Source organism: Streptococcus infantis, from assembly GCF_047463655.1.
In the GTDB taxonomy this organism is placed as follows: Bacteria; Bacillota; Bacilli; order Lactobacillales; family Streptococcaceae; genus Streptococcus; species Streptococcus infantis_Z.
The window spans coordinates 156,200-179,119 of record NZ_JASHDM010000003.1 but is presented as its reverse complement, the minus strand read 5'-3'; the positions used below and the strand labels follow the sequence as shown (position 1 = coordinate 179,119).

The 22,920-nt window shown below is 41.6% G+C and carries 19 protein-coding genes and 2 pseudogenes; 20 read left to right on the top strand and 1 reads right to left on the bottom strand.

Annotated elements, in window-relative coordinates; all coding sequences use genetic code 11:
• Positions 1-693: pseudogene (locus QM877_RS04570) on the bottom strand (IS630 family transposase); the annotation flags it as partial.
• A 552-nt stretch (positions 694-1,245) separates the two neighbouring features.
• On the opposite strand from QM877_RS04570, the gene QM877_RS04565 reads away from it, so the two are divergent.
• The 20 genes and pseudogenes from QM877_RS04565 (at position 1,246) to purB (ending at position 22,904) form a co-directional block, all read left to right on the top strand.
• Positions 1,246-1,422 (top strand): class IIb bacteriocin, lactobin A/cerein 7B family, encoded by a 177-nt coding sequence (locus QM877_RS04565; RefSeq protein WP_049549431.1) that lies wholly within the window; start codon positions 1,246-1,248, stop codon positions 1,420-1,422.
• 231 nt (positions 1,423-1,653) lie between these two features.
• A complete protein-coding gene (locus tag QM877_RS04560) occupies positions 1,654-1,824 on the top strand; it encodes a H354_08695 family bacteriocin-like peptide (RefSeq protein ID WP_000067700.1) in 171 nt (56 codons plus the stop codon).
• Positions 1,825-1,863: 39 nt separating this feature from the next.
• On the top strand, positions 1,864-2,052 hold the full coding sequence (locus QM877_RS04555; protein ID WP_049549432.1) for a hypothetical protein: 189 nt from the start codon (positions 1,864-1,866) through the stop codon (positions 2,050-2,052).
• A 568-nt stretch (positions 2,053-2,620) separates the two neighbouring features.
• Positions 2,621-2,815, top strand: coding sequence for a hypothetical protein (locus QM877_RS04550; RefSeq protein ID WP_049549464.1), 195 nt, complete (start codon positions 2,621-2,623; stop codon positions 2,813-2,815).
• Between the two features lie 167 nt (positions 2,816-2,982).
• Positions 2,983-5,136 carry a peptide cleavage/export ABC transporter ComA gene (gene comA / locus QM877_RS04545; RefSeq protein WP_049549433.1) on the top strand — a complete coding sequence of 718 codons (2,154 nt, stop codon included), beginning with the start codon at positions 2,983-2,985 and terminating at the stop codon, positions 5,134-5,136.
• A 12-nt stretch (positions 5,137-5,148) separates the two neighbouring features.
• Entirely contained in the window at positions 5,149-6,498 is a 1,350-nt protein-coding gene (locus QM877_RS04540) for a bacteriocin secretion accessory protein (protein WP_049549434.1), read from the top strand.
• Between the two features lie 169 nt (positions 6,499-6,667).
• The gene (gene purC / locus QM877_RS04535) at positions 6,668-7,375 is read left to right on the top strand and encodes a phosphoribosylaminoimidazolesuccinocarboxamide synthase (protein WP_049549435.1); all 708 of its coding nucleotides are present in this window, start codon (positions 6,668-6,670) and stop codon (positions 7,373-7,375) included.
• A gap of 219 nt (positions 7,376-7,594) precedes the next feature.
• Positions 7,595-7,672 (top strand): annotated as a pseudogene (locus QM877_RS04530) (phosphoribosylaminoimidazolesuccinocarboxamide synthase); the annotation flags it as partial.
• A 63-nt stretch (positions 7,673-7,735) separates the two neighbouring features.
• Positions 7,736-11,461, top strand: coding sequence for a phosphoribosylformylglycinamidine synthase (locus tag QM877_RS04525; RefSeq protein WP_414317726.1), 3,726 nt, complete (start codon positions 7,736-7,738; stop codon positions 11,459-11,461).
• Positions 11,462-11,767: 306 nt separating this feature from the next.
• The gene (purF, locus tag QM877_RS04520) at positions 11,768-13,210 is read left to right on the top strand and encodes an amidophosphoribosyltransferase (protein WP_414310754.1); all 1,443 of its coding nucleotides are present in this window, start codon (positions 11,768-11,770) and stop codon (positions 13,208-13,210) included.
• 36 nt (positions 13,211-13,246) lie between these two features.
• Positions 13,247-14,269 carry a phosphoribosylformylglycinamidine cyclo-ligase gene (gene purM / locus QM877_RS04515; protein WP_414317725.1) on the top strand — a complete coding sequence of 341 codons (1,023 nt, stop codon included), beginning with the start codon at positions 13,247-13,249 and terminating at the stop codon, positions 14,267-14,269.
• Positions 14,269-14,823 (top strand): phosphoribosylglycinamide formyltransferase, encoded by a 555-nt coding sequence (gene purN, locus QM877_RS04510; RefSeq protein WP_049549439.1) that lies wholly within the window; start codon positions 14,269-14,271, stop codon positions 14,821-14,823. The genes purM and purN overlap by 1 nt, the downstream gene beginning before the upstream one ends.
• Before the next feature lie 44 nt (positions 14,824-14,867).
• Complete coding sequence (locus QM877_RS04505) at positions 14,868-15,332, top strand: GNAT family N-acetyltransferase (protein ID WP_049549440.1); 465 nt, start codon at positions 14,868-14,870, stop codon at positions 15,330-15,332.
• A gap of 1 nt (position 15,333) precedes the next feature.
• Complete coding sequence (gene purH, locus QM877_RS04500; protein ID WP_049549441.1) at positions 15,334-16,881, top strand: bifunctional phosphoribosylaminoimidazolecarboxamide formyltransferase/IMP cyclohydrolase; 1,548 nt, start codon at positions 15,334-15,336, stop codon at positions 16,879-16,881.
• 121 nt (positions 16,882-17,002) lie between these two features.
• Entirely contained in the window at positions 17,003-18,268 is a 1,266-nt protein-coding gene (gene purD, locus QM877_RS04495) for a phosphoribosylamine--glycine ligase (RefSeq protein WP_049549442.1), read from the top strand.
• Positions 18,269-18,469: 201 nt separating this feature from the next.
• Positions 18,470-18,961: a 5-(carboxyamino)imidazole ribonucleotide mutase gene (gene purE / locus QM877_RS04490; RefSeq protein WP_049549443.1), complete on the top strand. Its 492-nt coding sequence runs from the start codon at positions 18,470-18,472 to the stop codon at positions 18,959-18,961.
• On the top strand, positions 18,948-20,021 hold the full coding sequence (gene purK / locus QM877_RS04485; RefSeq protein WP_414317724.1) for a 5-(carboxyamino)imidazole ribonucleotide synthase: 1,074 nt from the start codon (positions 18,948-18,950) through the stop codon (positions 20,019-20,021). The genes purE and purK overlap by 14 nt, the downstream gene beginning before the upstream one ends.
• A 9-nt stretch (positions 20,022-20,030) precedes the next feature.
• The gene (locus QM877_RS04480; RefSeq protein WP_414317723.1) at positions 20,031-20,726 is read left to right on the top strand and encodes a hypothetical protein; all 696 of its coding nucleotides are present in this window, start codon (positions 20,031-20,033) and stop codon (positions 20,724-20,726) included.
• A 25-nt stretch (positions 20,727-20,751) separates the two neighbouring features.
• The gene (locus QM877_RS04475; protein WP_311522433.1) at positions 20,752-21,594 is read left to right on the top strand and encodes a hypothetical protein; all 843 of its coding nucleotides are present in this window, start codon (positions 20,752-20,754) and stop codon (positions 21,592-21,594) included.
• A gap of 11 nt (positions 21,595-21,605) precedes the next feature.
• Complete coding sequence (gene purB, locus QM877_RS04470) at positions 21,606-22,904, top strand: adenylosuccinate lyase (protein ID WP_311522434.1); 1,299 nt, start codon at positions 21,606-21,608, stop codon at positions 22,902-22,904.
• Positions 22,905-22,920 lie beyond the last annotated feature (16 nt).

Below are 22,920 nucleotides of genomic sequence, written 5' to 3'. Positions count from 1 at the left end.
CTTCACATAAGAGCTCTAGCTTACCCATTCTATGGAATCTTGCATTATCCATAATAATAACTGATGGTGTGTTTAATGTTGGTAAGAGAAACTTCTGAAACCAAGCTTCAAAAAAGTCGCTCGTCATTGTTTCTTCGTAAGTCATTGGAGCGATTAACTCACCATTTGTTAGCCCTGCAACCAAAGAAATCCTCTGATATCTTCTTCCATATACTTTACCTCTTATTAACTGACCTTTTAATGAGCGACCATATTCTCGATAAAAATAAGTATCGAATCCTGTTTCATCAATATAAACAGGTGCTAGATGCTTTAAACTATTAAAATTTTTAAGAAATAAGGCTACTTTTCCTGGGTCTTGTTCAAAGTAGGTGTGGTTCTTTTTTTTCGAGTGTAGCCCATAGCTTTAAGAGCATAGTGGATAGTAGTTGGATGACAGTCAAATTTAGCAGCTATCTCAGTCAAATAAGCATCTGGATTGTCAGTAAGATAGTTTTTGAGTCTATCTCTATCAACTTTTCTTGGTTTTGTTCCTTTTACTTGATGGTTTAATTCTCCTGTTTTCTCTTTTAGCTTTAACCAGCCATAAATGGTATTACGTGAGATTTGGAAAATGTGTGATGCTTCTGTTATACTACCTGTTCGCTCACAATAGGAGAGAACTTTTTTACGAAAATCTATTGAATATGCCATAAGAAGATTATACCACATTATGTACTGTTTTAGGTTCATTTTACTATAAGATTTTGAAATTTTATAGTTGATACTCAATGAAAATCAAAGAGCAAACTAGGAAGCTAGCTGCAGGCTGTACTTGAGTACGGCAAGGTGAAGCTGACGTGGTTTGAAGAGATTTTCGAAGAGTATGAGTTTACGAATAAAGAGATGAGAACAAAAAAGGAGGATTGCTGATGTATGTGACAGGTCTTTATCCGTGGTTGATCAAGTGGTTTTTAAAATAAATTTGATTTAATTGTTTATTTTAAAATGATTTCTCGAATAGATAAGTGAGAAGAAAAGGAAGGAGATTGCTTCATGTTTATGCCAATCATGTATCCATGGTTAATTAAGTGGTTTTTAAAATAAATTTGATTTAGCTGTTTATTTTAAAATTATTTCTCGAATAGACAAGTGAGAAGAAGAGGAAGGAGATTAGGAATGATTATTTCAGTTATTTATCCAATTTGGCTTTTAAAATGGTTTAAAGGTTAGAAATCACAAATATAAAAATAAAGGAGAAAACAAATGACAAACTTTGACAAAATGGAACAGAACTTTGCAGCTCTTACGGAAGAAGAGCTAATGGAAGTGGATGGGGGAATTGCTTGGGAGGTAGTCTCTGTGGGAATTGCAATTGGTTGGGGGATTTACCAAGTTGGTGAAGCTGCTGGTAAAACGTTCTACTATATTACTCATCCATAGTTTTTGATAAATATGAGCAAGAAAACATTTTGGATTATACTACTCGTTATTACAATTGTGGTGACTGCCGTTGGTTTAGGATTATCTGCATATAATTACTATGTTTTTGATAGACCTTTTTTCAATAGTACTACTAAAGGACTGTTGTCTGCGTTTGTTATGAGTGTATTGATGATTATTATTGGTGTATTAAAAGAAAACTAATTTTTATTATTAAAATGGAGGATAAACATGTCGAATTTACAAACTATTGAACAAAATTATACTACGTTAAGTGATGTTGAACTGCAAGAAGTCAATGGTGGAGGAGTAGTACTTTTAATTGGTGGTGGTATTTTGTCTGTTGGACTATTAGCTTGGGGTGCGTATAATGGTTATCAGTCGGCATCACGAGGTGGGTAAAAAGCTAGTAAATTCTTTATAAGAAAGCAGGAGTCTGGTATGAAAAAATTTTTATTGGGATTTGCTGAAGGTTATTTTATAGTGTCAGTCATTATCTATATTGCAACGTATTTGATTTTGAAAAAACCGATCAATACCTTGTTTTATCCAGAAAACTATCCAATTCTGCTTGGTCTGTTTTATGTAGGATACAAGTATCAAACAAAAGGAAGTAAGATTGGGAATTGATGAACCATCAAAATGAAGTTTGAGATGAAAGTCGTTCAAGTGTTACAAAAAGCTTGGCTAGAGTTTACTGTATGTTGCAGTTCGATGGTTTATATCATTGTTAGAATAGTCGCTGATGTAAACAAAATAAATCTACCTACATGGTTTGAAAATTTTGACATGCCTACAATTTCACTATTCTTGATAGTATTTATTTTACTTTATAGAAGTGAAGAAAAATGAGATAAAGGTTGATAAAATGAATTTGAACTTTGTGGCTCCAGTATTAGGGCAATCTTGGGGAATGTTGGGGTGTTAAGCTGATGAACTGTAGTCTGATTTTAGTTAGAAAGATATTCGTATGTTTAAAAAAGAAGTGATATTATTAGGCTTGCTTCTACTAGTACGTATTGTACTTTCTATCATGCAAGTTTTAATAGACTATAAACTATTGCTAGGAAAGTATAGTGTAAATTTCATGGAACTTTCAGATTTATTCTCTTATCCCCTACTTTTTTAATCATTTACATAGCGATAAAATATCATGCTATCCAGAAAATAAGAGGTAAAGAAGATAATCAGGATGGAAATGAATAAGACTTTAAAAATCTTTCTAACGTTCCTTTTCTTATTTCTGATGAATATGTTTATTCTCAAGATACTGGCAACTCTGGGATTTCAGCTGACAATGAGTGAAAAGAATTATATTGTACCACCGCTGTTTTCGATTATCGTTTTGTACATGATTGACAAAGGAATTAGGAAGAAAAAGAAATCTTTATAAATATATATTTTAGGTAGGACGTTTGTTCTGCCTATTTTTATGTAGGAAAAAGTGCTGTTCAGGTGCAGTTATTGTTTTTTTAGAAATAATTTTCTTTTTGCTTCTTTGTTTGGATAAAATAATCTTACAAAGTTTTCTTTGGATATTGTTAGGAAAAGGAGTAGGATATGAAATTTGGGAAAAGGCATTATCGTCCTCAGGTGGATCAGATGGACTGCGGTGTAGCTTCATTAGCCATGGTCTTTGGTTATTATGGTAGTTATTATTCTCTGGCTCACTTGCGAGAGTTGGCCAAGACGACCATGGATGGGACTACGGCTTTAGGCTTAGTCAAGGTTGCTGAGGAGATAGGTTTTGAGACGCGAGCAATAAAGGCGGACATGACCTTGTTTGATTTGCCGAATGTAACTTTTCCTTTTGTGGCTCATGTGCTTAAGGAAGGGAAATTGCTCCATTATTATGTGGTGACTGGGCAGGACAAGAACAACATTCATATTGCTGATCCAGATCCTAGTGTTAAGCTGACCAAGATTTCTCGTGAGCGCTTTGCCAAGGAGTGGACAGGAATCACTATTTTTATGGCACCATCTCCGAGTTATCAGCCTCATAAGGAACAAAAAAATGGTCTGCTTTCCTTTATCCCTATATTAGTGAAACAGCGAGGTTTGATTGTTAATATCGTTTTGGCGACCCTCTTGGTGACCTTGATTAACATTGTGGGTTCTTATTATCTGCAGTCTATCATTGATACTTATGTACCAGATCAGATGCGCTCGACACTGGGGATTATTTCTATTGGGCTGGTTATTGTTTATATTCTCCAGCAAATCTTGTCCTACGCTCAGGAGTATCTCTTGCTTATTTTGGGGCAACGCTTGTCCATTGATGTGATTTTGTCCTATATCAAGCATGTTTTTCACCTGCCTATGTCCTTCTTTGCGACACGTCGTACAGGGGAAATCGTATCTCGTTTCACGGATGCGAATAGTATCATCGATGCTCTGGCTTCGACTATTCTGTCAATCTTTTTGGACGTATCTACTGTCTTGATTATTTCAGTAGTTCTATTTTCGCAGAATAGCAATCTCTTTTTCATGAGTTTACTAGCCCTTCCTATCTACACAGTGATTATCTTTGCTTTTATGAAGCCCTTTGAAAAGATGAATCGGGAAACTATGGAAGCCAATGCGGTTCTGTCTTCTTCTATCATTGAGGACATCAATGGCATTGAGACCATCAAGTCCTTAACTAGTGAAAGTTCACGCTACCAAAAGATTGACAAGGAATTTGTGGATTATCTGAAAAAATCCTTTACCTATAGTCGGGCAGAGAGTCAGCAAAAGGCTCTGAAAAAGGTTGCCCATCTCTTGCTCAATGTCGGTATTCTCTGGATGGGGGCTGTTCTGGTCATGGATGGCAAGATGAGTTTGGGGCAGTTGATTACCTATAATACCTTGCTTGTTTATTTTACAAATCCTTTGGAAAATATCATCAACCTGCAAACCAAGCTTCAGACAGCGCAGGTTGCCAATAACCGTCTGAATGAAGTTTATCTGGTTGCATCTGAGTTTGAGGAAAAGAAAACAGTCTCAGATTTGAGCTTGCTAGAAGGAGATATGACTTTCAAGCAGGTTCACTACAAATATGGCTATGGTCGAGATGTCTTGTCGGACATTAATCTAACCATTGCGCAAGGCTCTAAAGTGGCTTTTGTGGGGATTTCAGGGTCAGGTAAGACGACCTTGGCCAAGATGATGGTTGATTTTTACGACCCAAGTCAGGGAGAGATTAGTCTGGGTGGTGTCAATCTCAATCAGATTGATAAAAAGGCTCTGCGTCAGTACATCAACTATCTGCCTCAGCAGCCTTATGTTTTTAACGGAACGATTTTGGAGAATCTTCTCCTTGGAGCCAAGGAAGGGACGACTCAAGAGGATATCTTACGGGCGGTCGAATTGGCAGAGATTCGGGAGGACATTGAGCGCATGCCACTAAATTACCAGACGGAATTGACTTCGGATGGGGCAGGAATCTCAGGTGGTCAACGTCAGAGAATTGCTTTGGCGCGTGCTCTCTTGACAGATGCGCCGGTCTTGATTTTGGATGAGGCAACTAGTAGTTTGGATATTTTGACAGAGAAGCGAATTGTCGATAATCTTATGGCTTTAGACAAGACCTTGATTTTCATCGCCCATCGCTTGACCATTGCTGAGCGGACAGAGAAGGTGGTTGTTTTGGATCAGGGCAAGATTGTCGAAGAGGGTACACATATGGATTTACTGGCTCAGGGTGGATTTTACGCCCATCTAGTGAATAGTTAGAGAGGAGAAAAGATGCAATCAGAATTTTTAGAAAGTGCGGAGTTTTACAATCGTCGTTACCATAATTTTTCTAGTTATGTGATTTTTCCAAGTTTTATCTTATTTTTGTCCCTGATCGTTTTTTCAATCTTTGCACAAAAGGAGATAAGCTTGACAGCTGGAGCTACGGTAGAACCTGCTCGTATCATTGCTACCATTCAGTCTAGTAGTAATAGTAAGATTGTTGCGAATCATTTGGCTGAAAATAAGTTTGTCAAACAAGGAGATCTTCTCGTTCAATACCAAGAGGGAGCAGAAGCGATTCAGGCAGAAAATTATGCTAGTCAGTTGGAAATGCTCAAGGATCAGAAGCTTCAACTGGAGTATTTAAAAGCAAGCCTTCAAGCAGGAAGTGATCAATTTCCTGAAGCAGATAAATTTGGCTATCAGCATAGTTTTTTAGATTATCTAAATCAAGCTGCTAGTCTGCGAAGTCAGGTTGAGCAGCAAAATGCTAGTATATCATCTCAAAATGCAGCAGCTAGCCAAACCCAAGTCGAAATCGGGAACCTCATCAGTCAAACAGAGGCTAAAATTCGCGATTACCAGACAGCTAAGTCAGCTATTGAAACAGGTGCTTCCTTGGCCAGTCAGAATCTAGCCTACTCTCTCTATCAGTCCTACAAGTCTCAGGGCGAGGAAAATCCGCAATCTAAGGCACAAGCAGTTGCGCAAGTTGAAGCACAGCTTTCTCAGTTAGAATCCAGTCTCGCTACTTATCGAGTCCAGTATGCAGGTTCAGGAGCCCAGCAAGCTTATGCATATGGATTAGGAAGTCAGTTGGAGTCATTAAAATCTCAGCAACTAGCTAAGGTAGGTCAGGAATTAACGCTCTTGGATCAGAAAATTCTTGAAGTGGAGTCAGGTAAAAAGATTCAAGGAAATCTTTTAGAGAAGGGGAAAATTACAGCAACAGAAGATGGTGTTCTACATTTGAATCCTGAGCATAGTCGATCTACCATCATTCCAGAAGGAACGATCCTTGCTCACCTATTTCCGCAGTTGGCTAGAGAGAGGAAGGCAAAACTGACAGCTTATATCGGTTCTAAGGAAGTGGCTGATCTCAAGCATGGAAATGAGGTACGATTTACAACAGTAACAGATGCCAATAAGCAGCTAGTGTTGACATCCAAGATTACGAATATCGATACCAGTGCGACTCAGACAGAAAAGGGCAATTTCTTTAAATTAGAGGCAGAGACGGACTTGAGTGCTGAACAGGCAGAAAAGATTCGTTATGGACTTGAAGGTCGTTTAACCATGATTACAGGTAGGAAGAGTTTCTTACGCTACTATCTGGACCGTTTTTTGAAACAAGAATAAAGTTTCTATTTTTAACTCAAATCAATCTTAGAAAATCGCAAATGAAAATTCGTTTGCGATTTTTCTGTACTTTTTCAGATGTGATATCAATTATAGTTCGTAAAACATTTGATTTCTGCTTATTTTTGTGTTAGAATGAGGCCAAGTAATACGAAAGGCGAATAATAAAATGTCCAGTAAACTTATTTATACGGGAAAAGCTAAAGATATCTATACTACAGAAGACGAACATGTGATTAGGTCCGTTTATAAGGACCAGGCTACCATGCTGAATGGTGCTCGTAAAGAGACTATCGAAGGTAAAGGTGTGCTCAATAATCAGATTTCGTCTCTTATTTTTGAAAAATTGAATGCTGCGGGTGTAGCTACTCACTTTATCGAACGTATTTCTGACACAGAACAACTCAACAAGAAGGTTTCAATCATCCCTTTGGAGGTTGTGCTTCGTAACGTGACTGCGGGTTCTTTCTCAAAACGTTTCGGTGTTGAAGAAGGTTTGGATTTAGAAACTCCTATCGTTGAATTTTACTACAAGAACGATGAGTTGGACGATCCATTTATCAATGATGAGCATGTGAAGTTCTTGGATATTGCCAACGATGAGCAAATTGCTTATATCAAGGAAGAAACACGTCGCATCAATGGATTGCTGAAAAATTGGTTTGAACAAATTGGTCTGCGTTTGATTGACTTCAAATTGGAATTTGGTTTTGATAAGGATGGTAAGATCATCTTGGCAGATGAATTTTCACCAGATAACTGCCGCCTTTGGGATGCTGAAGGGCACCATATGGATAAGGATGTTTTCCGTAGGGATTTGGGCAGTCTAACGGATGTTTATAAGATTGTGTTAGAGAAGTTGAAAGACTTGAAATAAGTTGTTTGAAACGGAAAACCTTCGTCTTTCAAGTAAAAGGACTCAGGCTGAGAGTGGGACAGAAATCGGTAATTTGTTAGAATTCGATTTCGTCGTCCCACCTCCGCACAGTTGAGTAGGGCTGTAAAAGCTGATGAAATCAGCGTAGTAGAGCCCACTCAACCACTGCGTCTTGCTTTAAAATCCAACATCAAAAAGAGGGCTAGGACTTTTGTCCCAGACTCACTTCGTAGGGACTTAGGCAGTTTAACGGATGTTTATAAGGTTGTGTTGGAGAAATTGCAGGGCTTGAAGTAATCATTTTGGAACGGAACCCCTTCGTCTTCAATAGCCTGTTTGAATAGAAATAAAGGAACTAAAATGGATAAACGTATTTTCGTTGAGAAAAAAGCTGATTTTCGTGTCAAATCTGACTCTTTAGTAAAAGAGTTACAGCATAATCTTCAGTTGAAAACTTTAAATGATCTTCGTATTGTTCAGGTTTACGATGTTTTTAATTTAGCAGAGGATTTGTTTGCGCGTGCGGAAAAACATATCTTCTCTGAGCAAGTGACCGATACTGTTTTGGATGAAGCCGCGGTTAAGGCTGATCTTGAGAAGTATGCTTTCTTTGCTATCGAAAGTTTGCCTGGTCAATTTGACCAACGTGCAGCATCTTCACAAGAAGCTTTGCTGTTGCTAGGAAGTTCTAGTGAAGTGACAGTCAATACTGCCCAACTTTACTTAGTGAATAAAGATATCGATGCGACTGAACTAGAAGCTGTCAAGAACTACCTTCTCAATCCAGTTGATTCTCGTTTTAAGGACATCACGACAGGGATTGCCAAGCAAGAATTTTCAGAGTCAGACAAGACCATTCCCAAATTGACTTTCTTTGAAAGCTATACAGCGGAAGATTTTACGCGCTACAAGGCCGAGCAAGGGATGGCCATGGAAGTGGATGATTTGCTCTTTATCCAAGACTATTTCAAGTCAATCGAGCGCGTGCCGACTGAGACGGAACTCAAGGTTTTGGATACTTACTGGTCTGACCACTGCCGTCACACGACTTTCGAGACTGAGTTGAAGCACATCGATTTTTCAGCTTCTAAATTCCAAAAGCAATTGCAGTCAACCTATGACAAGTATATTGCCATGCGTGATGAGTTGGGGCGTTCTGAAAAACCGCAAACCTTGATGGATATGGCGACTATTTTCGGTCGTTATGAGCGTGCCAATGGACGTTTGGATGATATGGAAGTGTCAGACGAAATCAATGCTTGCTCAGTAGAAATCGAAGTGGACGTTGATGGTGTGAAAGAACCATGGCTCCTCATGTTTAAAAACGAAACCCACAATCACCCAACTGAGATTGAGCCATTTGGTGGGGCGGCTACTTGTATCGGTGGTGCTATTCGTGACCCATTATCAGGTCGCTCATATGTTTACCAAGCTATGCGTATCTCAGGTGCGGGTGATATTACAGCACCGATTTCGGAAACTCGTGCTGGTAAATTGCCACAACAGGTCATTTCTAAGACAGCGGCTCATGGTTATTCTTCATATGGTAACCAGATTGGGCTTGCGACGACCTACGTTCGTGAGTATTTCCACCCAGGTTTCGTTGCTAAGCGTATGGAGCTAGGTGCTGTTGTCGGTGCAGCTCCTAAGGGCAATGTTGTCCGTGAAAAACCGGAAGCGGGAGATGTGATTATTCTCCTTGGAGGTAAGACTGGACGTGATGGTGTCGGTGGTGCGACAGGCTCTTCTAAGGTTCAAACAGTTGAGTCCGTGGAAACTGCTGGAGCTGAAGTTCAAAAAGGGAATGCTATAGAAGAACGCAAGATTCAGCGTCTCTTCCGTAATGGTGAGGTCACTCGTCTCATCAAGAAGTCCAATGACTTTGGTGCTGGTGGTGTCTGTGTGGCTATCGGTGAATTGGCAGATGGTCTTGAAATTGATCTAGACAAAGTGCCATTGAAATACCAAGGTTTGAACGGTACAGAAATTGCCATCTCTGAATCTCAAGAGCGTATGGCTGTAGTGGTTCGTCCAGAAGATGTAGACTCCTTCATTGCAGCATGTAACAAAGAAAATATTGACGCTGTTGTCGTTGCGACAGTGACTGAAAAACCAAATCTTGTTATGCACTGGAATGGTGAAACGATTGTTGATTTGGAACGTCGTTTCCTTGATACAAACGGTGTACGTGTAGTTGTGGATGCTAAGGTGGTTGACAAGGATGTCAAGCTTCCAGAAGAACGCCAAACATCTGCCGAAACCCTTGAAGTAGATACGCTTGCAGTCTTGGCTGACCTTAACCATGCCAGTCAAAAAGGCTTGCAAACCATCTTTGATAGCTCAGTTGGTCGTTCAACAGTCAATCACCCACTTGGTGGTCGCTACCAAATTACACCAACTGAAGCTTCTGTACAGAAATTGCCAGTCCAACATGGCGTGACAACAACTGCCTCTGTTATGGCACAAGGGTTCAACCCATATATCGCAGAATGGTCTCCTTATCATGGTGCGGCTTATGCAGTCATCGAAGCAACTGCTCGTTTGGTTGCTGCTGGTGCAAACTGGTCTAAGGCTCGCTTCTCTTATCAAGAATATTTCGAGCGGATGGATAAACAAGCAGAGCGTTTTGGCCAACCAGTAGCTGCTCTTCTTGGATCCATTGAAGCTCAGATTCAACTTGGTTTGCCATCTATCGGTGGTAAAGACTCTATGTCTGGTACCTTTGAAGAATTGACCGTACCACCAACCTTGGTTGCTTTTGGGGTAACAACTGCAGATAGCCGTAAGGTTCTTTCTCCAGAATTCAAAGCTGCTGGTGAAAATATTTACTACATCCCTGGTCAAGCTTTGGCACAAGAAATTGACTTCGATCTTATCAAGTCTAACTTTGCTCAATTTGAAGCCATCCAAGCTGACCATAAAGTCACATCTGCATCAGCTGTCAAATATGGTGGTGTCCTTGAAGCACTTGCCCTTGCAACATTTGGTAACCGTATTGGTGCAAACGTCGAATTAGCAGACCTTGACACTAGCTTGACAGCTCAATTGGGTGGATTCGTATTCACATCGCCTGAAGAAATTGCAGGTGTTGCCAAGATCGGACAAACAGTAGTTGACTTTACACTTACTGTCAATGGTGTAAGGGTTGATGGACACAAACTTGACAGTGCCTTCCAAGGTAAATTGGAAGAAGTTTATCCAACAGAATTTGCACAAGCAACTGAGTTGGAAGAAGTTCCTGCAGTGGCATCAGATGCTGTTATCAAAGCTAAAGAAACAGTTGAGACACCAGTGGTTTACATCCCAGTATTCCCAGGTACGAACTCTGAGTACGATTCAGCTAAGGCCTTTGAAAAAGAAGGTGCAAAAGTCAACTTAGTACCATTTGTAACATTGAACGAAGAGGCGATTGTCAAGTCTGTTGACACAATGGTTGACAATATCGAAAAAGCTAACATTATCTTCTTTGCAGGTGGCTTCTCAGCAGCCGATGAACCAGATGGATCAGCTAAATTTATCGTGAACATCTTGCTCAATGAAAAAGTACGTGCAGCTATTGATAGCTTCATTGAACGTGGTGGTTTGATTATTGGTATCTGTAATGGATTCCAAGCTCTTGTCAAATCAGGTCTTCTTCCATACGGTAACTTTGAAGATGCAAGCAGCACTAGTCCAACCCTCTTCTATAATGATGCCAACCAACACGTGGCTAAGATGGTGGAAACACGGATTGCCAATACCAACTCACCATGGCTTGCTGGAGTAGAAGTTGGTGACATTCATGCCATCCCAGTATCGCACGGTGAAGGTAAATTTGTTGTGACTGCTGAGGAATTTGCAGAGCTTCGTGACAATGGTCAAATCTTTACCCAATACGTTGACTTTGATGGTAAACCAAGCATGGATTCTAAATACAATCCTAACGGATCTGTCAATGCTATCGAAGGTATTATAAGTAAGAACGGTCAAATTATTGGTAAGATGGGTCACTCAGAACGTTTCGAAGACGGTCTCTTCCAAAATATTCCAGGAAATAAAGACCAACACCTCTTTGCATCAGCGGTGAAATACTTTACTGGGAAATAAGATTTGCAGATTTTCTAATAGATAACTATCAGTAAATGTAAAATCAAGTAGATGTAACTTGCGATAATTGTAAATGATTTGTTGTTGTGAGTGAAACGAGCTTCTACCGTATCATTCCGCTGTAGTATTGTTAAGGGAGTATTTGAGACTTTGGCTCAAATACTAGCTCGAAAATTTCCTGATAGACTTTCTGTTTTTTCGTCGGCATTTATGACGACAATGAAAAAATTAGAAAATCATTAAAGAGAGTTGAGAGCGTACCTACTACTCAAGGAATGATACACAAATAAAAATTAGGTATAGAAAATGACATACGAAGTAAAATCTCTTAATGAAGAATGTGGTGTTTTCGGTATCTGGGGCCACCCAGACGCTGCCAAAATGACCTATTTTGGACTCCATAGTCTTCAGCACCGTGGTCAGGAGGGGGCAGGAATCCTCTCCAATGACCATGGACAATTGAAGCGTCATCGTGATATGGGGCTTTTATCAGAAGTCTTCAAAAATCCTGCTAATTTGGATAAATTGACAGGAACTGGAGCGATTGGACACGTGCGTTATGCGACTGCGGGAGAAGCTTCTGTAGACAATATCCAACCTTTCCTCTTCCGCTTTCACGATATGCAGTTTGGTTTAGCTCATAATGGGAATCTGACCAATGCAGAATCGCTCAAGCAAGAATTGGAACAAAGAGGAGCGATTTTCAGCTCAACTTCTGACTCTGAAATCTTGGCTCACTTGATTCGCCGTAGCCACAATCCAAATTTGATGGGTAAAATCAAGGAAGCGCTCAGTCTTGTTAAAGGTGGTTTTGCTTATCTCTTGATGTTTGAAGATAAGTTAATTGCAGCGCTTGACTCAAATGGCTTCCGTCCTCTGTCAATCGGGAAAATGGCTAATGGAGCAGTAGTGGTTTCATCTGAAACCTGTGCCTTTGAAGTAATCGGTGCTGAGTGGATTCGCGACGTGAAACCAGGCGAGATTGTCATTATTGATGACAATGGCATCCAGTATGACAGCTATACAAACGATACTCAGCTGGCAATCTGTTCCATGGAGTACATTTACTTTGCCCGTCCTGACTCCAATATCCATGGTGTCAATGTCCACACGGCTCGTAAGCGAATGGGAGCTCAATTAGCACGTGAGTTCAAGCATGAAGCTGACATTGTGGTCGGTGTGCCAAACTCCTCACTCAGTGCAGCTATGGGCTTTGCGGAAGAGTCTGGGCTACCAAATGAAATGGGTCTTATCAAGAACCAATATACACAACGGACCTTCATCCAACCAACTCAAGAATTGCGGGAGCAAGGGGTGCGGATGAAACTGTCTGCTGTTTCTGGTGTTGTAAGAGGCAAACGTGTGGTCATGGTGGATGATTCCATTGTTCGTGGGACAACCTCTCGCCGTATCGTTCAGCTTTTGAAAGAAGCAGGTGCGACTGAGGTCCACGTTGCCATTGGAAGTCCAGCGCTAGCTTATCCATGCTTCTATGGAATTGATATCCAAACCCGTCAGGAGTTGATTGCAGCTAATCATACGGTCGAAGAAACTCGCCAAATCATTGGGGCGGACAGTCTGACTTATCTCTCTGTTGAGGGATTGATTGATTCGATTGGTATCGAAACAGATGCGCCGAACGGTGGTCTCTGTGTCGCTTACTTTGACGGTGACTACCCAACACCTCTCTACGACTATGAAGAAGACTATCGTAGAAGTTTGGAAGAAAAGACTAGTTTTTACAAGTAGGCGGCAGATTCTCCATTAAAGAAAAGGAAAAAACAAATGACAAATAAGAATGCATACGCTCAATCTGGTGTGGATGTTGAAGCGGGTTATGAAGTTGTTGAACGGATTAAAAAGCACGTTGCTCGTACGGAACGTGCAGGTATTATGGGAGCTCTTGGTGGTTTCGGTGGGATGTTTGACCTTTCAAAAACAGGTGTCAAAGAGCCAGTTTTGATCTCAGGTACAGATGGTGTCGGAACTAAACTCATGCTTGCTATCAAGTACGACAAGCACGATACCATTGGACAAGACTGTGTGGCCATGTGTGTCAACGATATCATCGCTACAGGTGCAGAGCCTCTCTACTTCTTGGACTATATCGCAACTGGTAAAAATGAACCAGCTAAACTAGAACAAGTTGTTGCTGGTGTGGCTGAAGGTTGTGTGCAAGCTGGTGCAGCCCTTATCGGTGGTGAAACGGCTGAAATGCCTGGTATGTACGGTGAAGATGACTATGACTTGGCTGGTTTTGCTGTTGGTGTTGCAGAAAAATCTCAAATCATCGACGGTTCAAAAGTAGCTGAAGGCGATGTGATTCTTGGACTTGCCTCAAGCGGTATCCACTCAAATGGTTACTCACTTGTTCGTCGTGTCTTTGCTGATTACACAGGTGAAGAAGTTCTCCCAGAATTGGAAGGGAAGAAACTTAAAGACGTTCTTTTGGAACCAACACGTATCTACGTCAAAGCAGCTTTACCACTCATCAAAGAAGAGTTGGTTAACGGTATTGCCCACATCACAGGTGGTGGATTCATTGAAAATGTGCCACGTATGTTCTCAGATGACTTGGCTGCTGAAATTGACGAAAGCAAAGTGCCAGTCCTTCCCATTTTCAAAGCTCTTGAAAAATATGGCCAAATCAAACACGAAGAAATGTTTGAAATCTTCAACATGGGTATTGGTCTCATGCTTGCAGTTAAACCAGAACATGTTGAACGTGTCAAAGAACTTCTCGACGAACCTGTTTATGAAATCGGTCGTATTGTGAAGAAAGATGGCGCAAGTGTGGTGATTAAATAATGGTTAAAAGGATTGCGGTATTTGCCTCTGGCAACGGCTCAAACTTTCAGGTGATTGCGGAACAATTTCCAGTAGAATTTGTCTTTTCAGATCACCGGGATGCCTACGTTTTAGAACGCGCCGAAAAACTAGGGGTTTTATCTTATGCCTTTGAACTTAAAGAGTTTGAGAATAAGGCAGACTATGAAGAAGCCATCGTCGAACTTTTGGATGAACACAAGATTGACTTAGTTTGTCTCGCAGGCTATATGAAAATCGTTGGCCCAACTTTACTAGCAGCTTATGAAGGTCGTATCATCAATATTCACCCAGCTTTTCTCCCTGAATTTCCAGGCGCTCATGGTATTGAGGATGCTTGGAATGCAGGTGTGGACCAGTCTGGCGTGACTATTCACTGGGTGGATTCGGGTGTGGATACAGGAAAGGTCATCAAACAAGTCCGTGTGCCATTCCTTGAAGGGGATACCCTTGATACTTTCGAGACTCGCATCCACGAAACAGAGTACAAACTCTATCCAGAAGTCTTGGATAGTTTAGGGGTGGGGAGAATATAAGAAGTAAATCAAGTTTTGATTTTGCAATATTGCTGGGAGAAAAAATGATTGAGATAAAATTAGTAGATGAGAGCAGTTATCAGGCAGTGCTGGATTTGAAAATATCTGAAGCTGATGAACGAGCACGTTTCGTGTCTCCAAATGTACGCTCTTTAGCTGACGCATGGCTCTACCGAGAGAATGGGGATGTGTTTCCAATGGCAATCTATTGGAATAAGCTTGTAGTTGGTTTTCTCCTGTTGGAAATAGATAAGGATGAAGCGGAATACTTTATCTGGAGGATAATGATTGGTCGGCAGTACCAAGGAAGAGGTTATGGTCGTAAAGCCTTGGAAGTTCTAATCAAAGAGGCCCAGATGGATAGAGTCTGCAGTCATATTGTTGCAGATTATGTGGTTGGAAATGAAAAAATGAAGCACCTGTTGACTAGTTTGGGTTTTCAGGAAGCAGGATTTATAGAAGAAAATAACGAAGTCGCTATGCGCTTGGACTTAAAGAAAGAGGAATAGAATGACGAAAAAAGCCTTAATCAGTGTCTCAGATAAAGCGGGCATTGTTGAATTTGCCCAAGAACTCAAGAAACTTGGTTGGGATATCATCTCAACAGGTGGGACCAAGGTTGCCCTTGACAATGCTGGTGTTGACACCATTGCTATCGATGATGTGACTGGTTTCCCAGAAATGATGGACGGTCGTGTCAAGACTCTCCATCCAAATATTCACGGTGGGCTTCTCGCTCGTCGTGATTTGGATAGTCACCTAGAAGCAGCTAAGGACAATCAGATCGAATTGATCGACCTTGTTGTGGTCAATCTCTACCCCTTTAAGGAAACCATTCTCAAACCAGACGTAACTTACGCTGATGCTGTGGAGAACATCGATATCGGCGGTCCATCCATGCTTCGTTCGGCAGCTAAAAACCACGCTAGCGTGACCGTTGTTGTAGACCCTGTTGACTATGCTGTTGTTCTTGACGAATTGGCAGCAAACGGCGAAACCTCTTATGAAACTCGCCAACGTTTGGCAGCCAAAGTATTCCGCCACACAGCGGCTTATGACGCCTTGATTGCAGAATACTTCACAGCTCAAGTGGGTGAAAGCAAGCCTGAAAAACTCACTTTGACTTATGACCTCAAGCAACCAATGCGTTACGGTGAGAACCCTCAACAAGACGCAGACTTCTACCAAAAAGCCTTGCCAACAGACTACTCTATTGCATCTGCTAAACAGCTTAACGGTAAGGAATTATCCTTCAACAATATCCGTGATGCTGATGCTGCTATCCGTATCATCCGTGACTTCAAAGAACGTCCAACCGTTGTGGCTTTGAAACACATGAACCCATGTGGAATCGGTCAAGCTGACGATATCGAAACAGCTTGGGACTACGCTTATGAGTCTGACCCAGTGTCTATCTTTGGTGGAATCGTCGTTCTTAACCGTGAGGTAGATGCTGCGACAGCTGAGAAGATGCACGGCGTTTTCCTTGAAATCATCATCGCACCAAGCTATACGGATGAAGCGCTAGCCATTTTGACCAACAAAAAGAAAAACTTGCGCATTCTTGCCTTGCCATTTGACGCACAAGATGCCAGTGAAGCAGAAGCAGAATACACTGGTGTTGTTGGTGGTCTCCTCGTTCAAAACCAAGACGTTGTGAAAGAAAGTCAGGCTGACTGGCAAGTTGTTACCAAACGCCAACCAACTGAGACAGAAGCGACAGCCCTTGAGTTCGCATGGAAAGCTATTAAATACGTCAAATCAAACGGTATCATCGTAACTAACGACCACATGACATTGGGTGTTGGTCCTGGTCAAACCAATCGTGTGGCTTCAGTTCGTATTGCTATTGACCAAGCTAAAGACCGTCTTGACGGTGCTGTTCTTGCTTCAGATGCCTTCTTCCCATTTGCGGATAACGTGGAAGAAATCGCCAAAGCAGGCATCAAGGCCATCATCCAGCCAGGGGGCTCAGTCCGTGACCAAGAGTCTATCGAAGCTGCTGATAAATACGGCTTGACTATGGTCTTCACAGGCGTGAGACATTTTAGACATTAAGAAAATAAAAGGGAAGAAAACAGTTTCTTTCCTTTTTTCGCTTTAAAAGCGAAACGAAACAAGATTAAAACGAACGTTTATGGTATAATATTAGTAAATAATTCGCAAAAGAGGTTGAAAGATGAAGCTGTTAGTTGTCGGCTCGGGTGGTCGTGAACATGCCATTGCTAAGAAGTTGCTTGAGTCAAAAGACGTTGAAAAAGTTTTTGTAGCTCCTGGAAATGACGGAATGACTTTGGATGGTCTGGAATTGGTAAATATCTCTATTTCCGAACATTTTAAGTTGATTGACTTTGCAAAAGCCAACGATATAGCTTGGTCCTTTATCGGTCCAGATGATGCCCTTGCTGCTGGAATCGTGGATGATTTTAACCAAGCTGGGCTTAAGGCCTTTGGTCCGACAAGATTGGCGGCTGAGTTGGAGTGGTCTAAGGATTTTGCCAAGGAAATCATGGTCAAATACGGCGTTCCGACAGCAGCCTATGGCACATTCTCGGACTTTGAGGAAGCCAAGGCCTATATCGAAAAGCAGGGTGCGCCTATCGTAGTCAAGGCGGATGGCTTGGCGCTTGGGAAGGGTGTCGTCGTTGCGGAGACGGTTGAGCAAGCAGTCGAAGCAGCTCACGAGATGCTTTTGGACAATAAATTTGGTGACTCAGGTGCGCGTGTGGTTATTGAGGAATTCCTTGAAGGAGAGGAATTTTCACTCTTTGCCTTTGTCAATGGGGACAAATTCTACATCATGCCAACGGCTCAGGACCATAAACGTGCCTACGATAGCGATAAGGGGCCTAACACTGGTGGGATGGGTGCCTATGCACCAGTTCCTCACTTGCCACAGAGCGTGGTGGACACAGCAGTGGAGACTATTGTCAAGCCAGTTCTTGAAGGGATGATCAAAGAAGGTCGTCCGTATCTTGGTGTCCTTTACGCAGGGCTTATTCTGACAGCTGATGGACCTAAGGTCATCGAGTTCAACGCTCGTTTTGGAGATCCTGAAACGCAAATCATCTTGCTTCGTTTAACATCTGACTTTGCACAAAATATTACGGATATCATCGATGGCAAGGAGCCAAACATCACCTGGACGGACAAGGGTGTGACTCTGGGTGTGGTTGTCGCATCCAACGGTTATCCGTTAGACTATGAAAAAGGTGTCAAGTTGCCATCCAAGACAGAAGGCGACATTATCACCTATTATGCAGGGGCTAAGTTTGCGGAAAATAGCAGAGCACTGCTATCAAACGGTGGACGTGTCTACATGCTCGTCACCACAGCAGACACCGTTAAAGAAACCCAAAACACTATCTATCAAGAACTCGCTCAACAAAAAACAGAAGGCCTTTTTTACCGAACCGATATCGGAAGCAAGGCCATAAAAGATTAACAGCTACTAAATTTGTCATGGCGAGCGAAAGCGAGCCAAAGTACGATAATGGTCGCCGTGGTGAAAAGACCAGAACAATTTCTGTTCTGGTCTAGGGAAACTTTGAGACCTTAGGCTCAAAGTTTAGGAATGAAACCGAAGGTTTGCTTCCGTCCCTACCACCTAAGACCATTATCAAAAAAGAAGAAAAAAGGAAAAATTATGACTAAACCAATTATTTCCATCATCATGGGCTCAAAATCCGACTGGGCAACCATGAAAAAAACAGCAGAAGTCCTAGACCGCTTCGGTGTAGCCTACGAGAAGAAGGTTGTATCTGCCCACCGCACACCAGACCTCATGTTCAAGCATGCCGAAGAAGCGCGTAGTCGTGGTATCAAGGTCATCATCGCAGGTGCTGGAGGCGCAGCCCACTTGCCAGGAATGGTAGCTGCCAAAACAACTCTTCCAGTCATCGGCGTGCCAGTCAAATCTCGTGCCCTTAGTGGCATGGATTCACTTTACTCTATCGTGCAGATGCCGGGTGGAGTACCTGTTGCGACCATGGCTATCGGTGAAGCAGGAGCGACAAACGCTGCCCTCTTTGCCCTCCGTCTCCTTTCAGTAGAAGATCAGGCTATCGCGACAGCATTGGCAGATTTTGCAGAAGAGCAAGGAAAAATCGCAGAGGAGTCGACAAATGAGCTCATCTAAAACAATCGGAATTATAGGTGGCGGCCAGCTGGGTCAGATGATGGCCATTTCTGCTATCTATATGGGGCACAAGGTCATTGCGCTGGATCCTGCTGCGGATTGCCCAGCCTCTCGCGTGGCGGAAATCATCGTGGCGCCTTATAACGATGTAGACGCTCTCCATCAGTTGGCTGAGCGTTGCGATGTCCTCACCTATGAGTTTGAAAATGTCGATGCCGACGGTTTGGATGCTGTCATCAAGGATGGACAACTCCCTCAAGGGACAGACCTGCTTCGCATTTCCCAAAATCGGATTTTTGAAAAGGACTTTCTCTCAAACAAGGCTCAAGTCACTGTAGCACCTTACAAGGTTGTGACCTCAAGCCAAGATTTAGCAAATATGGACCTATCGAAAAACTATGTCCTCAAGACTGCGACTGGTGGCTATGATGGCCATGGACAAAAGGTCATTCGCTCAGCAGCAGATTTGGCAGAAGCCTATGCGCTAGCTGACTCAGCAGACTGCGTTTTGGAAGAATTTGTCAACTTTGATCTTGAAATTTCTGTTATCGTTTCTGGGAATGGCAAGGACGTGACAGTTTTCCCGGTTCAGGAAAATATCCACCGCAACAATATCCTGTCTAAGACCATCGTGCCAGCCCGCATTTCGGATCGTTTGGCAGAGAAAACCAAGGCTATGGCAGTGCGAATCGCAGAACAACTGAACCTCTCTGGGACCCTTTGCGTGGAAATGTTTGCGACAGCTGATGACATCATTGTCAATGAGATTGCCCCACGCCCACATAACTCTGGCCACTATTCAATCGAAGCCTGCGACTTCTCCCAGTTTGACACCCATATTCTTGGTGTTCTCGGAGCACCATTGCCAGCCATCCACCTCCATGCTCCAGCTGTTATGCTCAATGTCCTCGGCCAACACGTCGAGGTTGCTGAAAAATATGTGACAGAAAATCCAAGCGCCCACCTCCACATGTATGGTAAAATAGAAGCAAAGCACAACCGCAAAATGGGACATGTGACTTTGTTTAGTGATGCGCCGGATGAAGTAGAGGAGTTTTAAAGAGTTATTATGCCATTACCAAAAAGTAGTCAAGAAGAAATTCAAAAATATTGTGAAAGTCACCTACCTAAAGAAGATTGGTATGAAGAAGAATTTGATTTTATACAAGATTCTGATTTAAAAAAACGGATTATAGAGGAATTTCAATCTGTTAGATACGCTTATAAATTATATGAGGGACTAGAAGCAACTGATATACATTTAAGATTTCAAATTAGGAGTCAAATTCTCTCTTATGCATCTATCTATGAAGCGGTGTTAGAGTATGTTTTAAATACCTATTATTCAGATACTCCTGAGTATGAAGATTTAACTCATCAAGATAATGTACCTACCAGTATATGTATTCCACAAGATAAGAAGGAGAAATTACAAGCTGAATTATCTCATGATGGTAAAGAAATACACACTATATATTATAAGAGAAAGAAAAAACAAAAGACTTCGATTCGATTTGATGATAAATGTCGAACAGCTGAGAAATTGAACTTAATTGGTAAAATTCATAGGGAAGATAGTGTAATAGATTTGCCAGCAGAAATAATTGAGATTTATAGTTATAGAAATGGAATCCACTTGATTGCTGAACAAAGGAAAGAAATTAAATATGAGTTAGAGCTTGGCAAATTAGCGTATAGACGTCTTAAGCCTTTTATTGAGCAAATAAAAAATAGGTTGAAGATAGATGGAAAGTATTATCAGTAAAAGAATTGAAAGGATGGGGTAGGTTGTGGTTGAACGAGCGTATAGTTTAGAATTGAGTGAGACCATTAGTGCACTTGAGGCGCAAAAATATTCCCTTGAAGGAAGATTGAATTCTGAAAAACAATTTAGGTGTATTGATAATAATTGTGAAATTCCTTTAACATGTACAAACTGGAAAAGAAGAGGTGGGAAAAGGTTTTATTTTAAACCATCTCATAATGACGAACTACATGTTGAAGGTTGTACTTGCATATCCCCACAAGAATTTAAGGAACAGGTGAATAAGGAAGTTTTAGGGGCTAAAGGAACAATTTCAGATAGTGGAATAATATCTGTTAAGAAGTCATTGAGTAAAGCGAAGGTAAATGGTAAAAAAAGTGTTGCTTCACTTGATACTACAGAGCATTCGATAACTTTCTCTAGAACAAATATTTATAGAAAACAAGTTCATGATAGACAACTTTCTGCTGTGGCAACGTTTGTAGAGCTTTATAAAGATCCGCAAATTGATAAAAGTTTAAAAAATATCAGAATAGAAAATGAATTACTTTCTCTGGATGAATATTTTGTTGATATTAAAAAACCTCTTGTGAAGGATAAACAAAAGATATTTTACGGTCTAGCTCAAGTTTCTATTGCAAGTTTTAATAAAAAAATACTACAGATACAATTTATAAGCTCTAACTATCCGAATATATATTCAAGTTTAGAGCAGATACAAAAACGTTCTAATACAAGAAATATTGCTGATTTAATAGATAAAGAACCTAAGTATATTTATTTTAGGGGAAAACTAGATAGTCAAGACAATAAATTTAAATCTTTTAATGACAAATTCTATAAAGATTTATATACACCAAAAGATTAAGGAGAAACAACATGATCGAACGTTACTCTCGCCCCGAAATGGCGAACATTTGGACTGAAGAAAATAAATACCGTGCTTGGCTTGAGGTGGAAATCTTGGCTGACGAGGCATGGGCTGAGTTAGGGGAAATCCCTAAGGAAGATGTGGCTTTGATTCGTGAGAAAGCGGACTTTGACATCGACCGTATTTTGGAAATCGAGCAGGAGACTCGTCACGATGTGGTGGCCTTCACACGTGCGGTTTCTGAGACTCTTGGTGAAGAGCGCAAGTGGGTCCACTATGGTTTGACTTCTACTGACGTGGTGGATACTGCCTACGGTTACCTTTACAAGCAGGCCAACGACATCATCCGTCGTGACCTAGAAAACTTCACCAACATCATCGCTGACAAGGCTAAGGAGCACAAGTTCACCATTATGATGGGTCGTACCCACGGTGTGCACGCTGAGCCGACAACTTTTGGTCTTAAATTGGCAACTTGGTATAGCGAAATGAAACGCAACATCGAGCGTTTCGAGCATGCGGCTGCTGGTGTGGAAGCTGGTAAAATCTCTGGTGCGGTTGGTAACTTTGCCAACATTCCACCATTTGTTGAAAAATACGTCTGCGACAAGCTTGGTATCCGTGCTCAAGAAATCTCTACACAGGTGCTTCCTCGTGACCTTCACGCTGAGTACTTTGCAGTTCTTGCTAGCATCGCAACTTCTATCGAGCGTATGGCAACGGAAATCCGTGGTCTTCAAAAATCTGAGCAACGCGAAGTAGAAGAGTTCTTTGCTAAAGGGCAAAAAGGGTCTTCAGCTATGCCTCACAAACGCAACCCTATCGGTTCTGAAAACATGACAGGTCTTGCGCGTGTCATTCGTGGTCACATGGTAACAGCTTATGAAAACGTAGCCCTTTGGCATGAACGTGATATCTCTCACTCATCAGCTGAGCGTATCATCACGCCAGATACGACCATCTTGATTGACTACATGCTCAACCGTTTTGGAAATATCGTCAAGAACTTGACAGTCTTCCCAGAAAACATGATTCGCAACATGAACTCGACTTTTGGTCTTATCTTTAGCCAACGTGCCATGTTGACCTTGATTGAGAAAGGTATGACCCGTGAGCAAGCCTATGACTTGGTACAACCAAAAACAGCCTACTCTTGGGATAACCAAGTTGACTTCAAACCACTTCTAGAAGCAGATCCAGAGGTAACTTCTCGCCTCACTCAAGAAGAAATCGACGAAATCTTCAACCCTGTATACTACACCAAACGAGTGGATGATATCTTTGACCGCCTCGGACTCGGTGACTAATATGCTGTGATAGGTT